The 14,594-nt window shown below is 61.2% G+C and carries 11 protein-coding genes; 8 read left to right on the top strand and 3 right to left on the bottom strand.

Annotated features, from left to right (window positions below; translation table 11 throughout):
• The first annotated feature begins 91 nt into the window (after window positions 1-91).
• The 8 genes from K4O48_RS14215 to K4O48_RS14180 all read left to right on the top strand — a co-directional run bounded on the left by K4O48_RS14215 (window position 92) and on the right by K4O48_RS14180 (window position 11,468).
• Window positions 92-619: a winged helix DNA-binding protein gene (locus tag K4O48_RS14215; RefSeq protein ID WP_222909053.1), complete on the top strand. Its 528-nt coding sequence runs from the start codon at window positions 92-94 to the stop codon at window positions 617-619.
• A gap of 33 nt (window positions 620-652) precedes the next feature.
• Complete coding sequence (gene recJ, locus K4O48_RS14210; RefSeq protein ID WP_222909052.1) at window positions 653-2,368, top strand: single-stranded-DNA-specific exonuclease RecJ; 1,716 nt, start codon at window positions 653-655, stop codon at window positions 2,366-2,368.
• Between the two features lie 238 nt (window positions 2,369-2,606).
• Window positions 2,607-4,703, top strand: coding sequence for a molybdopterin-dependent oxidoreductase (locus K4O48_RS14205; protein ID WP_222909051.1), 2,097 nt, complete (start codon window positions 2,607-2,609; stop codon window positions 4,701-4,703).
• A 319-nt stretch (window positions 4,704-5,022) separates the two neighbouring features.
• A complete protein-coding gene (locus tag K4O48_RS14200; RefSeq protein ID WP_222909050.1) occupies window positions 5,023-6,132 on the top strand; it encodes an NADH:flavin oxidoreductase/NADH oxidase in 1,110 nt (369 codons plus the stop codon).
• 33 nt (window positions 6,133-6,165) lie between these two features.
• Window positions 6,166-6,930 carry a tellurite resistance TerB family protein gene (locus tag K4O48_RS14195; RefSeq protein ID WP_222909049.1) on the top strand — a complete coding sequence of 255 codons (765 nt, stop codon included), beginning with the start codon at window positions 6,166-6,168 and terminating at the stop codon, window positions 6,928-6,930.
• Window positions 6,931-7,098: 168 nt separating this feature from the next.
• A protein-coding gene (gene prfB, locus K4O48_RS14190) for a peptide chain release factor 2 (RefSeq protein ID WP_155737899.1) occupies window positions 7,099-8,194 on the top strand; the annotation gives its coding sequence in 2 pieces (ribosomal slippage) (window positions 7,099-7,170 and window positions 7,172-8,194; 1,095 coding nt in all).
• Between the two features lie 193 nt (window positions 8,195-8,387).
• Window positions 8,388-9,890, top strand: a complete 1,503-nt coding sequence (gene lysS, locus K4O48_RS14185; protein ID WP_222909048.1) for a lysine--tRNA ligase — start codon at window positions 8,388-8,390, stop codon at window positions 9,888-9,890.
• A gap of 282 nt (window positions 9,891-10,172) precedes the next feature.
• Entirely contained in the window at window positions 10,173-11,468 is a 1,296-nt protein-coding gene (locus K4O48_RS14180) for a flavohemoglobin expression-modulating QEGLA motif protein (RefSeq protein ID WP_222909047.1), read from the top strand.
• Window positions 11,469-11,526: 58 nt separating this feature from the next.
• Here the strand turns inward: K4O48_RS14180 and K4O48_RS14175 are convergent, their stop codons facing one another.
• The 3 genes from K4O48_RS14175 to dctP form a co-directional block, all read right to left on the bottom strand.
• Window positions 11,527-12,837 (bottom strand): TRAP transporter large permease subunit, encoded by a 1,311-nt coding sequence (locus K4O48_RS14175; protein WP_073302206.1) that lies wholly within the window; start codon window positions 12,835-12,837, stop codon window positions 11,527-11,529.
• Entirely contained in the window at window positions 12,834-13,373 is a 540-nt protein-coding gene (locus K4O48_RS14170) for a TRAP transporter small permease subunit (RefSeq protein ID WP_222909046.1), read from the bottom strand. The genes K4O48_RS14175 and K4O48_RS14170 overlap by 4 nt, the downstream gene beginning before the upstream one ends.
• Window positions 13,374-13,454: 81 nt before the next feature.
• Window positions 13,455-14,489, bottom strand: coding sequence for a TRAP transporter substrate-binding protein DctP (gene dctP, locus K4O48_RS14165; protein ID WP_222909045.1), 1,035 nt, complete (start codon window positions 14,487-14,489; stop codon window positions 13,455-13,457).
• Between the last annotated feature and the right edge of the window lie 105 nt (window positions 14,490-14,594).

Raw genomic sequence — 14,594 nt, 5'->3', positions numbered from 1 at the left:
GCAGCGGTCGCTCCAGGCTCATTGCTGTATGCTTGCCGACCCGATTCATCGGGCGAAATCACGCTTCGCCCCTCATGTCATGGTCCACAAGATGGTTGACGCTAAATCCCCTCGCCCGTTGCGATCGTCCATCGTTGCGTCGGCGCATCTCGCCGAACAATCGCAGGAACTCTCCGAGCTCGAGTACGGCATCATCGTTGCCAGCGCCGCGCTGATGCGCTGGATGGAGCGCTGCATGAAAGCCTCTGGTGCCGTGGAGATGAACGCGCTGGACGTCATGGTGCTGCACAATCTGGCGAGCCGCGGCCGTGCCAAGCGACAGGCGGATATCTGCCTGCTGCTCAATATCGAAGACACTCACACCGTGACCTACGCCTTGAAGAAACTCGGCAAGCTCGGTCTGGTCGAGGGCGAAAAGCAGGGCAAAGAAATGTTTTACCGGACCACGGAAAAGGGCCGCGAGTTGTGTCAGGAATATGCAGACATCCGCAAGGAATGCCTGATCGCCTCCTTCGAGAATCTGAATATCGACCCCGACGAGATTCACCGTCTCGCCGGTTTGCTGCGTGCCATGTCCGGCCTCTATGACCAGGCTGCGCGTGCTGCGACATCGCTTTGATCCACTTCATGCTTCACGCCGGATAACCCACTGATGCGTATCGAACCCCGCCCACTTCCTGAACGGCTTCCCGACCTGGGCGACCTGCCGCCGCTCCTGACCCGGCTCTACGCAGCCCGCGGCGTGCAATCGGTAAACGAACTGGATAAAGGCTTGGCGCGGCTGATTCCCTATAGCCAGCTCAAGGGAATCGATAGTGCCGTGGCGCTGCTGGTCGATGCGCTGGAGAAGCGCCATCGCATTCTATTCGTCGGCGACTTCGACGCCGACGGCGCCACCGCCAGTACGGTGGGTGTGTTGGGCCTGCGCCAGTTGGGCGCAGCACACGTGGATTATCTGGTGCCCAACCGCTTCGAGTACGGCTACGGACTGACGCCTGAAATCGTCGCCGTAGCGCTCGAACGTCAGCCTGATCTGCTGGTTACGGTCGACAACGGCATTTCCAGCGTGGACGGCGTAGCGTCGGCCAAGGCCGCAGGGCTCAAGGTCCTGGTGACCGATCACCATCTGCCAGGTCCGCTGCTGCCGGACGCGGACGCCATCGTCAATCCCAACCAGCCCGAGTGCGCCTTTCCGAGCAAATGCATCGCCGGCGTCGGGGTGATCTTCTACGTACTGCTGGCCCTGCGCGCGGCATTGCGTGAGTCGGGCTGGTTCACCCGCAATGGCTGGTCGGAGCCGAATCTGGCTGAGCTGCTGGATCTGGTCGCGCTGGGCAGCGTTGCCGACGTGGTGCCGCTTGATGCCAACAACCGAATCCTTGTGCACCAGGGTTTGGCGCGCATCCGTGCCGGGCGGGCGCGGCCGGGGTTACGCGCCATTTTGGAAGTTGCTGGTCGCGATCACAGCCGTATCACCTCGACCGATCTGGGCTTCATCCTTGGCCCACGGCTGAACGCAGCGGGTCGCCTCGACGACATGGCGCTGGGCATCGAATGCCTGCTCTGCGAGGACGAAGCGCTGGCGCGCGACATGGCCGTGCAGCTCGACCAGCTGAATCAGGATCGCAAGGGCATCGAACAGGGCATGCAACGCGAGGCGCTGGCCCAGCTGAAAGACCTGCCGCTCGCAGACATGCCGTTCGGCCTCTGTCTGTTCGAACCGGAATGGCACCAGGGCGTGATCGGCATCCTCGCCTCGCGCCTGAAGGAGCGCTATCACCGTCCGACCATTGCCTTCGCGGGCGCCGGGGACGGGTTGTTGAAAGGCTCGGCGCGCTCGGTGCCGGGCTTTCATATTCGCGACGCGCTGGATGCCGTTGCTGCGCGTCACCCAGGGCTGATCAGCAAGTTCGGTGGCCATGCGATGGCGGCCGGTCTGTCGCTGCCGGAAGCTAACTTTGGCGCCTTCGCGGCGGCCTTCGATGCTGAGGTGCGGCGTCAGCTGTGCGAAGACGACCTGACCGGGCGCCTGCTCACCGATGGTCAGTTGAGCATCGAGGAGTTCCACCTCGAACTGGCCAAGGCGCTGCGCAATGCCGGGCCGTGGGGGCAGCATTTTCCCGAGCCGGTGTTCCACGGCGTGTTCCAGCTGGTGCAGCAGCGACTGGTCGGCGAGAAGCACCTGAAAATGGTCCTCAAGAGCGAATGCGGCTCGCTGACCCTTGATGGCATCGCTTTCAATATCGATCGCGAGCTCTGGCCCAATCCCACGGTGCGCTGGGCCGATCTCGCCTACAAACTCGACGTGAACGAGTTTCGCGGTCGGGAAAGCGTGCAGCTGCTGGTGGCGCATATCGCGGCGCGTTGACCTCAGGTTCACGGTCGGTCGCAGCCAAGGTGGCGCGTGCTCTAGCCGGCGCTAGCTGGACATCCTTTCGCGAGCAAGCTCGCTCCTACAGGAGCGGCGGCGTATCCGAACTCGGCACTGCCAGTTGCAAGATCGGTTGTCTGAATCGCTCCCTATTTGCCACGACGTGCATGATTGGCGCACGCCCGGCTCCGGCCTAGAGTGATTGGATTACAAGAACAATCCTTCGGAGCCTGCGATGAGCGAAACGACCCAGCACCACCGTGCCTGCCATCTGTGCGAGGCCATCTGTGGCCTGACCATCGAAACCCGTGACGAGCAGATCGTATCCATCAAGGGCGACCCTCAGGACAGCTTCAGCCGCGGCCACATCTGCCCAAAGGCCGTCGCCTTGCAGGACATCCAGAACGACCCGGACCGCCTGCGCCACCCCATGCGACGGGTCGGCGGCGAGTGGCAGGCGATCGAGTGGGACGAAGCCTTCGCGCTGGTCGCGGAGCGGCTGGCCGATATTCGTGAACGACATGGCCACAACGCCGTGGCGGTTTACCAAGGCAACCCCAGCGTGCACAACTACGGGCTGATGACCCACAGCAACTACTTTCTCGGTCAGCTGAAAACACGCAATCGCTTTTCGGCCACCTCGGTCGATCAGCTGCCGCATCACCTGACCAGCCTGATGATGTATGGGCATGGTCTGCTGATCCCGATTCCAGACATCGACCATACCGATTTCATGCTGATTCTCGGTGGCAACCCGCTGGCGTCCAACGGCAGCATCATGACCGTTCCGGATGTGGAAAAGCGCTTGAAAGCGCTACAAGCGCGCGGCGGCAAGTTCGTCGTGGTCGATCCGCGTCGGAGTGAAACCGCGGCCATCGCCGACCAGCATCTGTTTGTCCGCCCGGGTGAAGATGCGGCGTTGCTTTTCGGTTTGCTGAATACGCTTTTTGATGAAGGTTTGACACGTGCCAGCCATCTTCCCGTGGCGGGTATGGATGAACTTCGGGCGGCCGTAAAGCCCTTCACCGCCGAAGTAATGGGGCCGCGCTGTGGCGTACCGGCTGAACAGATTCGACAACTGGCGCGGGATTTCGCTGCTGCGGACAAAGCCGTCTGCTACGGGCGGATGGGTGTCTCGACTCAAGCGTTCGGAACGCTATGCCAGTGGTTGGTACAGTCGATCAATCTGGTCACTAGCAACCTGGATCGGGTGGGCGGCGCGCTTTGCACGGAGCCGGCAGTCGATCTGGTCGCGAACACCTCGGGAGGGCACTTCAACCGTTGGCAAAGCCGGGTGTCGGGCCTGCCGGAATACGGCGGCGAGCTGCCGGTTTCAGCGCTGGCTGAGGAGATGCTTACCGAAGGGGAAGGTCAGATCCGCGCGCTGGTGACGGTCGCGGGCAACCCGGTGCTTTCCACGCCCAATGGGCGAAAACTGGAACAGGCGCTTGATGGGTTGGAGTTCATGCTCAGCGTAGATTTCTACATCAACGAAACCACCCGCTATGCCGATCTGATCCTGCCGCCCACGGCGCCGCTGGAGCATGATCATTACGACACCACCTTCAACCTGTTCGCGGTGCGCAACGTCACCCGCTTCAACGAGCCGGTGCTCGGCAAGCCGGTGGGCGCGCTGCATGACTGGGAAATTTTCATCGGCTTGGCTAAGGCGTTCGCGGCGCGAATCGGCGCGGATCTCAAGCCCACCATGACGCCAGAGCAGATGATCGACCTCGGCCTGCGCGCCGGGCCGTACGGCGCGAAGAGCGAGATGAACCTGAGCCTATCCAGCGTGCGCGACTATCCGCACGGGCTTGATCTCGGTGCGCTCAAGCCAAATCTGGCTGGGCGCTTGAAAACCGAGGGTCAGCAAGTACACGCAGCGCCCTTGCTGTTCCTCGGCGACGTCCAGCGTTTCGCTGAGGCAGTTAGCGTGCCTGCCGAGCAGCTGGTGCTGATCGGACGTCGCCATGTGCGCAGCAATAATTCCTGGATGCATAACTATCACCGTCTGGTGAAGGGCAAGCCGCGCCATCAGCTGCTGATGAATCCGGCGGATCTGAGCCGGCTGGGCCTGCTTGACGGTCAGCGCGTGCGGGTTCGCTCGCGGGTCGGCGTGATCGAAGTTGAAGTGGCCGTTAGTGACGAGATGATGCTCGGCGTGGTCAGCCTGCCGCATGGCTGGGGCCATGCCCGCCCGGGTGTGCAGATGGGCATCGCCAGTACTCAGCCCGGTGCGAGTGCCAATGATCTGACCGATGAAAGCTATCTGGACGCGTTGTCCGGCAATGCTGCACTCAATGGCGTTCCAGTGAGTGTGGAGGCGGCGTAGCGTTCCGCATACTGGAGCGGGCTGGGCTGCAGATGGTTGTGCGCGTGTTCGCTGCTCTTGCAGGCACACACAGGTGAACCTTAAGAAGAACTGCATAGCGCACTACGCCGGCACGCTTCTCGCCACGTTCCGGTACGACAGATGAAGCGACCGAGAATGGCCTCGCTGGACGGTTATCGGTGTTCGTGAGGTGCCCGACGTGGATGTTCGCAACATACGGTCACCGAATCGGGGCGGCCGTGACGCCTGACCAGGCAAAGTCTCGGAAACAGTCTGTACTGAAGGGTGTCCAACGCGCATCCATTGCAGTGAGGTTTCCATGACACAGCTTTTCCAGCCGCTCACCCTGCGTCAGTTGACGCTGGCCAATCGAATCGCCGTTTCGCCTATGTGCCAGTACTCGGCCAAGGCCGGAATGGCGAACGACTGGCATCTGGTCCATCTGGGCAGCCGTGCCGTCGGCGGGGCGGGGCTGGTCATCATCGAGGCCACCGCTGTTACCGCAAACGGTCGCATTTCCCCTGAGGACCTGGGCATCTGGTCGGACGAGCACGTCGAACCGTTGCGGCGAATCACGCGCTTCATCGAAGCCCAGGGTTCCGTGGCTGGCATTCAACTCGCGCATGCCGGACGCAAGGCAAGTACGTGGCAGCCCTGGCTCGGACGTCATGGCAGCGTGCCCATTGCCGCTGGCGGCTGGACGCCGGTAGGGCCGTCGACCATTGCGTTCGATCCGGAGCACGCGGTGCCGACCGCGCTGGATGAGGTCGGCATCAACGACGTGATCCAGGCTTTCGTGCGGGCGGCTGAGCGGTCGCTGGCCGCGGGGTTCAAGATTGCAGAGGTACATGCGGCGCACGGCTACCTGCTGCATCAGTTCCTCTCGCCACTGTCCAACCAGCGCCAGGATGGCTACGGTGGCTCGTTCGACAACCGTATCCGTTTGCTGTTGGAAGTCACCCAGGCCGTGCGTGCGGTGTGGCCGGAGGAGCTGCCGTTATTCGTCCGGTTGTCCGCAACCGACTGGGTTCAGGACGGCTGGAACGCCGAGGAAACCGTCGAGCTGGCGCGGCGGTTGAAGCATCTTGGCGTCGATCTGATCGACGTTTCCTCCGGTGGTACGGCGGCCAATGCGGAAATCCCGGTCGGTCCTGGCTACCAGACGCAGTTCGCCGAGCAGGTTCGGCGCGAAGCAGGCATCGCCACGGGCACGGTCGGCATGATCACGGAAGCGGTCCAGGCCGAGCATATCCTGCGCACCGGTCAGGCTGACCTGATCCTGCTGGCACGCGAGCTGTTGCGCGACCCTTACTGGCCGTTGCATGCGGCCGAAGATCTACGCGACAGCACGGTGCCATGGCCAGCCCAGTATGTTCGCGCTGCTCATCGAAACACGCCAATCCGGCAGGTGCCCGATTCGCTCGAGTAAGTTCCTTTCATCAGTATTCAGGTAGGTCTTTCCATGAAAACCAGCGGTTTGCTCGACCAATTGCTCAAATCGGGTCAGGACCTGTTGCAGAAGCAGCAAGGTTCCGTGACGCGCTCAACACCGTCTAAAAGCGGGGGTTCGCTCGGAGATATGCTCTCCGGCGCGGGCGGCCCGCTCGGTAGCATTCTTGGGGGCGGTGGCGGAGGCATAGGAAAAGGCGCGCTAGCGACCGGTGCGCTCGGCATGTTGTTGGGGAGCCGCAGCGGGCGTCGTCTTGGCGGGAAAGCCGTCACCTATGGCGGCCTGGCCGCGCTCGGCATGCTGGCCTACAAGGCCTACGGCAACTGGCAGGCACAACAGGCGCAGCAGGGCGGGGCCGGAGTGACGCAGCCAAATACTCAAACGGAGCCAAAGACGGTGGACCGCCTGCCACCCGAACAGGTGGAGGAACACAGCCGCAGCATCCTCAAAGCGCTGGTCGCTGCGGCCAAGGCGGACGGCCACGTGGATGATCAGGAGCGCAAGATGATCGAGGCCGAATTGGCCCAGCTCACCGATGATCCTGAACTGCAACGCTGGCTGGAAAAGGAGCTGAACAAGCCGCTCGATCCGGTCGACGTAGCCGCTGCAGCTACCACCCCGGAAATGGCTTCGGAAATGTACCTCGCCAGCGTTTTGATGGTGGACGAGGAGCAGTTCATGGAGCGCGCGTACCTGGATGAATTGGCCCGCCAGCTTAAACTCGATGCACAGCTGAAGCTTGAGCTGGAGAGTCAGGTGCGTGGCGTCTCCGTGTGATCATGTTCGAGGGCATGTTCGAGGCGGCCTTAACGCCGCCTCCGCTCCCTTCTTGAACAACTTCGCTTGACTTCCGCCGCTTCGGCAGCCCCGCGTGGGCTGTCAGCAGCGGCCTGCTGCGCTATAATCGCCGGCTTTTCGCAACGTCCGATTGAGAGCTGCCTACCTATGGAAATCAACCCGATCCTCAACAGCATCAAGGACCTGTCCGAGCGCACCCTGTCCATTCGGGGGTATCTTTGACTACGATCAGAAGCATGATCGTCTCGTCGAAGTAAACCGCGAACTCGAAGACCCCAACGTCTGGAACAAACCTGAATACGCCCAGAACCTGGGCCGCGAGCGCGCCACCCTGGCGCAGATCGTCGAGACCATCGACGACCTCGAGGGCGGCCTGGCCGATTCCCGCGACCTGCTCGACATGGCTGTCGAAGAAGACGACCAGAGCGCCGTGGACGATGTCGCCGCCGAACTCGACCGCCTGCGCGGCATCCTCGAAGGGCTGGAATTCCGCCGCATGTTCAGCGGCGAGATGGACCCCAACAACGCCTACCTCGACATCCAGGCCGGTTCCGGCGGCACCGAGGCGCAGGACTGGGCCAACATCCTGCTGCGCATGTACCTGCGCTGGGCCGACAAGCGCGGTTTCACTGCCGAGATCGTCGAACTGTCCGAAGGCGAAGTCGCCGGTATCAAGGGCGCTACCGTTCACATCAAGGGTGAATATGCTTTTGGCTGGTTGCGCACCGAGATCGGCGTGCACCGCCTGGTGCGCAAGAGCCCGTTCGACTCTGGGGCCCGCCGCCACACCTCATTCTCGGCAGTGTTCGTCTCGCCCGAGATCGACGACAGGGTCGAGATCGACATCAATCCGGCGGATCTGCGCATCGACACCTACCGGTCCTCCGGTGCCGGTGGTCAGCACGTAAACACCACTGACTCGGCGGTACGTATCACCCACGTACCAACCAACACGGTGGTGGCCTGCCAGAACGAACGTTCCCAGCACGCCAACAAGGACACCGCCATGAAAATGCTGCGGGCCCGGTTGTACGAGCAGGAAATGCAGAAGCGCAACGCGGCCTCCCAGGCGCTGGAAGACACCAAGTCCGATATCGGCTGGGGTCATCAGATTCGCTCCTATGTGCTCGACGACTCGCGCATCAAGGATTTGCGTACCGGCGTGGAACGTAGCGACTGCCAGAAGGTTCTGGATGGCGACATCGATCAGTACCTCGAAGCCAGTTTGAAACAGGGGCTGTAAGCTACCGCGCTTAGCCAGCGTTGGTGGGCTGAAGCGGAACGCCGCCCGGCCCACCTAACTCGAGTTCCAAGCGTCCAGATGTAGGGTGGGCTTCAGCCCGCCAAAATAGGGGCAGGTCCGTGATGGAATGAAGCGAAACGCCTTCCAACACCCTCCCCAGGATTCATCCATTCGATCCAGGCATTTTGAAACCATGAGCGAACAACCGCTGAACCAGCACGCCATCCAAGAGGAAGAAAACAGCCTGATCCTTCAGCGCAAGGAAAAACTGGCCGCCGAGCGCGCCAAAGGCAACGTTTTTCCCAATGACTTCCGTCGCGACAGCTACTGCAACGACCTGCAGCTGAAATACGCCGACAAGACCAAGGAAGAGCTGGCAGAAGCGGCAATCCCGGTAAAGGTTGCCGGGCGCATCATGCTCAACCGCGGAGCTTTCATGGTCCTGCAGGACATGACCGGGCGCATCCAGGTCTATGTCAATCGCAAGACGCTGCCGGCCGAGACGCTGGAAGGCATCAAGCATTGGGACCTGGGCGACATTATCGCCGCCGAGGGCACCCTGGCCCGCTCGGGCAAGGGTGATCTCTACGTCGAGATGACCGACGTGCGCCTGCTGACCAAGTCGCTGCGCCCGCTGCCGGACAAGCACCACGGCCTGACCGACACTGAGCAACGGTATCGCCAGCGTTATGTGGACCTGATCGTCAACGAGGAAACCCGCCATACCTTCCGTGTGCGTTCCCAGGTGATCGGGCATATCCGCAAGTTCCTCAACGAGCGCGACTTCCTCGAAGTCGAAACGCCGATGTTGCAAACCATTCCCGGCGGCGCCGCGGCCAAGCCGTTCGAGACGCATCACAATGCGTTGGATCTGCCGATGTTCCTGCGCATCGCGCCGGAGCTTTATCTCAAGCGTCTGGTTGTTGGCGGTTTCGAGCGCGTATTCGAGATCAACCGCAACTTCCGTAACGAAGGCGTTTCGACCCGGCACAACCCCGAGTTCACCATGCTCGAGTTCTACCAGGCCTACGCCGACTACGAAGACAACATGGACCTGACCGAGGAGTTGTTCCGCGAACTGGCGCAGTTGGTTCTGGGCAGCACCGATGTGCCGTACGGCGATAAGCTGTTCCACTTCGGCGAGCCCTTCGCACGGCTCTCGGTGTTCGACGCCATCCTCAAGTTCAATCCTGAGATCAGCGCCGCCGACCTGCATGATATCGACACCGCCCGTGCCATCGCCAAGAAAGCCGGGGCCAAGGTGCTCGGCTTCGAAGGGCTGGGCAAACTGCAGGTGATGATTTTCGAGGAACTGGTCGAGCACAAGCTGGAGCAGCCCACCTTCATCACCCGCTATCCCTTCGAAGTGTCGCCGCTGGCGCGTCGTAGCAACGACGACCCAAGCGTCACCGACCGCTTCGAGCTGTTCATCGGTGGCCGCGAGATCGCCAACGCCTATTCCGAGCTGAACGACGCCGAAGACCAGGCCGAGCGCTTCCACGCGCAAGTCCGGGACAAGGACGCCGGCGACGACGAGGCCATGCACTTCGACGCCGACTTCGTCCGCGCGTTGGAATACGGCATGCCGCCGACCGCAGGCGAGGGCATCGGTATCGACCGTCTGGTGATGCTGCTGACCAATTCGCCGTCGATTCGCGACGTGATCCTGTTCCCGCATATGCGTCCTGAGGTCTGATCAGGCAGGCCGAGCCGCTCGTTGTTGTCGCGAGCGGCGCTTTGGTCAGCTTTTTTCTGAATGGACGGCGCGGGATCAGACTCCCGTGTCCGCCCGTGTTGCGCCGGGCTGATTCGCCTACAAGCGGGCGCATCTGTCCGCCGTAATGGCCGGCGCTAGATCGGTCGATGCCCGCCGACACGGTTCTGTATGCCTGATGAGCCGTTCGCGAACCGGGCACGGATCAAAAGGGTCCGCTGGTGTATAAGCTGAAGGCTACGGCTCATCACTGACGAGGTACGGATGAATTCCCGTAACAACCTGGACGAATATCAGCTCACGGTGCGCGGCTTGTCCGATCGCATCGTCGAGGCACAAACCCCAGTGCGGGTGCTCGATGCAGTGAAGTGGGACGACAGCGTCCGGCAAAGCTTTTTTGCGACGGGCGCTCGCGAGCTGCCGAAGGTGGATCGGGCCTACTACGAAAGCCGTCCGCTGGCTTTCGATTCCAGTGCAAAGAAAGAAGAATTCCAGAACATCGAGCGCGATATCACCCGGCAGTTGGGGCAATTCAACCCGGTCGGGCAGATCATGCGGCGCATGTGCAAGGAATACCGCATGGTGATCCGCATGCTCGAGGCACGCGGCACCGCCGATTTCGGATTGATTTCTCAGGAGCTTTACGGCGCGGCCTCCGATGCCTTCCATGCCGGTGACCCGACCCTGGCCGACCTCGGCCTGATGCTCTCGGACTACCTGAACAATATTGCCGACCGCGGCGACCTGAAGGACGAAGCCAAGCTGCTGACCGCACCGCAAGCGGTGGAAATGCTGCAGCGCCGCCTGGATCTGGTATTCGGCGAGGGTGAAGGCGTCATCCGCGTCTTTGAATCCGATGGCATCCTGGCTGATGCCGCGGCCGGCGCTGATTACATCAAGATCCGCAGCGATGCGATGTTCAACGAGCGCGACGTGCGGGCGCTGGAGGTTCACGAGGGGTTGGTGCACGTCGGCACCACACTCAACGGGCAAAATCAGCCGATCTGTACTTTCCTCGCCAAAGGGCCGCCATCGTCGACCGTCACGCAGGAAGGCTTGGCGATTCTCATGGAGGTCATCGCCTTTGCGTCTTACCCGACGCGCCTGCGCAAGCTCACCAATCGCACCCGCGCCATCCACATGGCAGAAGAGGGTGCGGATTTTCTCGATGTGTTCGGCTTCTTCCGTGAGCAGGGCTACTCCGACGAAGACAGCTACGGTAATGCGGGCCGCGTTTTCCGCGGTTCGACACCCGATGGTTTGCCTTTCACCAAGGACCTGTCCTATCTGAAGGGCTTCATCATGATCTACAACTACATCCAGCTCGCGGTACGCAAAGGCAAGCTGGAGCAGATTCCGCTGCTGTTCTGTGGCAAAACCACGCTGGAAGACATGCGCACCCTGCGCCAGTTGGTAGAGGAGGGCATGGTCGTACCGCCCAAGTACCTGCCGCAGCAGTTCCAGGATCTCAATGCGCTGTCGGCCTGGATGTGTTTTTCCAACTTCCTCAACCATTTGAGCCTGGATCGCATCGAAGCTGATTACGCCAATATCATCTAAGCGACCGCAAAAAAAAGCCGGAGCATCTGCTCCGGCTTTTTCGTTTCAGCGACTGCCGTCAGAACAGCGTATCCGGCAGGTATGTCGCGATCTCCGGGAAGAGCATGATGATGCCCATGCCGATGATGTTGACGATCACGAACGGGATGACCGACCAGTAAATGTCCTTCATGGATATACCGGGCGGAACAATGCCTTTGAGATAGAACAGGTTGAACCCGAACGGCGGGGTCATGTAGCCGATTTCCATGTTGATCACGAACAGCACGCCGAACCAGATCGGGTCGAAGCCGAGCGAAGCCACGATGGGCAGGAATACCGGCAGGGTGATCAGCATGATGCCGACCGGATCGAGCAGCATGCCCATGACGAACACGATGGCCATCATGAAGATGATGATCGCCCAGCGGCCGCCCGGCAGATCCATCATAAGCCCTTCGATCAGCGACTGTGCGCCCATGCCCTGATAGGCCGAGCTGAACGCGTGGGCCGCGAACAGAATCCACGCGATCATGCCGGTGAGCTTGAAGGTGCGGATAGCCGCTTCCTGCAGGACCGGCCAGTCAAGCTTGCGGTACACCGCGGCAGAAATCAGCGCGCCAAAAACGCCCATTGCAGCGGCCTCGGTCGGCGTTGTCAGCCCGCCAATGATCGAGCCAAGCACCATGACCACGATGCCGATCGGCAGCAGCACGGCGCGCACCGCCAGGAATTTTTCGCGCCAGGTGCCGCGCTCCTCCTTCGGCAGCGCTGGCGCCAGGTGCGGCTGCAGGAAAGAGCGAACCAGTACGTAAGTGACCGTCAGTGTGACCAGCAACAGACCCGGCAGGACGCCTGCCGCGAACATCTTGCCGACCGACTGACCACTGATCATCGCGTAGAGGATCATCATGATGCTCGGTGGAATCAGGATGCCCCAGCCGCCGCCCGTGTTGATGCAACCCAGCACCATGCGCTTGTCGTAGCCCCGTTCCAGCATCGCGGGTAGCGCGATGGTGCCCATTGCGACCACGGCCGCACCGCTGATGCCGACCATCGCACCGAACACCGCGCAGATCCCCAGCGTGCCGATCGCCAGCCCGCCACGCATGCCGCCGCACCAGAGGTGCATCATGCGATAGAGGTCGCGGGCCACGCCCGTTCGTTCAAGGAGCATGGCCATGAACACGAACAGCGGAATGGCGACCAGGGTGAAGCTTTCCATGGTGCCCCACATCTGCGAGGCCACCATATAGAAGGCGTCGACACCCCAGGTGAAATAGAGGAACAGGACCGAGACACCGCCCAGTACGAAGGCCAGCGGCAGGCCAAGAACCAGGAAGAACACCAGCGTCAAGAAGAACAGCAGCGTGGTGATTTCGATGCTCATTGCGCATCCTCCGCGTGCTTGGCGTCGCCAGCCGGCTCACGGCCCAGCGCGACGAGGATGTCTTGCAGCAGTTTGGCGATGCCCTGCAACAGCAGCAGGAGCGTTCCCAGCGGAATCATCGCCTTGATCGGCCAGATCGGTGGGTTCCAGGCGGAGTACGACGTTTCCATGCCCTGAACCGATTCCCAGGCCATGGAGCTACCGAAGTACAGCAATGCCGCCATGAACAGAAAAAACATGCTTGAGGTGAAGATATCGACCCACGCCCGTGTGCGGGGGCTGAAGGAGGAATAGAGCAGGTCCACGTTGACGTGGTCGCGGTGCGCCATCACGTAGCCGCCGGACAACACCACGTAAGCGCCGAACAGCATCTGCCCGAGTTCGTTGGTCCAGGAGGTTGGGCTCGAAAACAGGTAGCGCATGAACACTTCGAGTAGCAGCAACACGAAGATGACGAATATCAGATAGGCCACCCAGCGACCGATGAATTCATTAAGCCGGGTGATGCCATTGATGTAGGCATGGATCAGGCGCATGGCGAGCCCTACAAGCGAAGTTGAGCGGATCAAACGCCCGAGCGGGTAACCGCGCCGGGCGTGCTGATCAAGCGAGGGGGTTTACAGGTAGCCGAGATCGCTCAGGAACGACTTGAGCTTCTGAAGGGCTTCGGCTGCTTTATCGCTGCGCTTGCCTTCTTCTTCCCAGGATTTTTGCGCAACGTCTCTCAGACGCTTCTGCACGTCGTCAGGCAGCGTATTGACCTGAACGCCCTGTTCGGCCATGACCTTCCGCAATGCGATCTGCTCCTGATACAGGTATTCATTGGTGCGGTACCAGAACTGTTCGTCGAGGATCTGCTTGACGATTTCCTGGTCGCGCTCCGACAGTTTGTCGAGCGCCTTCTGGCTGATGATGATCACATCAGTGCCGGCGATGTTCAGAGCGGGTCGGACATGATGCTTCGCCACTTCATAAAAGCTCATGCTCGCCGCGCCTTGCACTGCGCCCCAGTGCGCGCCGTCTACGACACCGGTATCGAGCGCCGGATAAAGCTCACCACCTGGCAGATAGGTCGTTGACGCCCCGGCTTCATCGAGGAACTTCTGCAGCGCGCCCGACGAGCGAATCTTCAGCTTGGTGAAATCCTCCCAGCTGTTGATCGGGTTCTTCACCACCATCTCGGTCGGGTAGACCTTATCGGTCGACCAGTAGACGCCATGCTGGGCAGCTTCTTCCTGCAGCATCTTCTCGAAACCCATGTGCTTATGGAAATACGCGGCTTCCCAGACGTTCTGAAAGGCGAAGGGCAGGCCGGAGGCGATGCCGGCCAGCGTGATCTTGTCCTGTGCGTAGCCCGGGGAGATGGTGCCCATCTGGATGATGCCGCGGCTCACGGCATTGAAAGTTTCCTGCGGCTTGAACAGCGCGCCGGACTCGAACAGCTGCAACTCCAGGCGGCCTTCGGTGCGTCGCTCGATCTCGCGCTTCAGGCGGCCGAGACTGTCTTCATAGGAACTGCTGGCGCTCGGCCAGTGAGACTGGACGCGCCATTTGGTGACGTCTTGCGCGGCGGCGATTTGCGGCGCGCTCGCGGCGACCGCCATCGCGATCAGGCTGGCTGGAACGAGTAGCTTCTTGAGCATGGATTTCATAACGCGTCCTCTTGTTGTAATTGTCTGGCTGACGGCCATTTTGCCTAGCACTTACATCGTTCTTTGTTTCGCACAGTAAAACTGATTTTTGCAAAGCTGTCCGAA

It is taken from the genome of Pseudomonas sp. DNDY-54 (genome assembly GCF_019880365.1).
Taxonomy (GTDB): Bacteria; Pseudomonadota; Gammaproteobacteria; order Pseudomonadales; family Pseudomonadaceae; genus Stutzerimonas; species Stutzerimonas stutzeri_P.
This window is presented reverse-complemented; position numbering and strand designations above follow the sequence as displayed.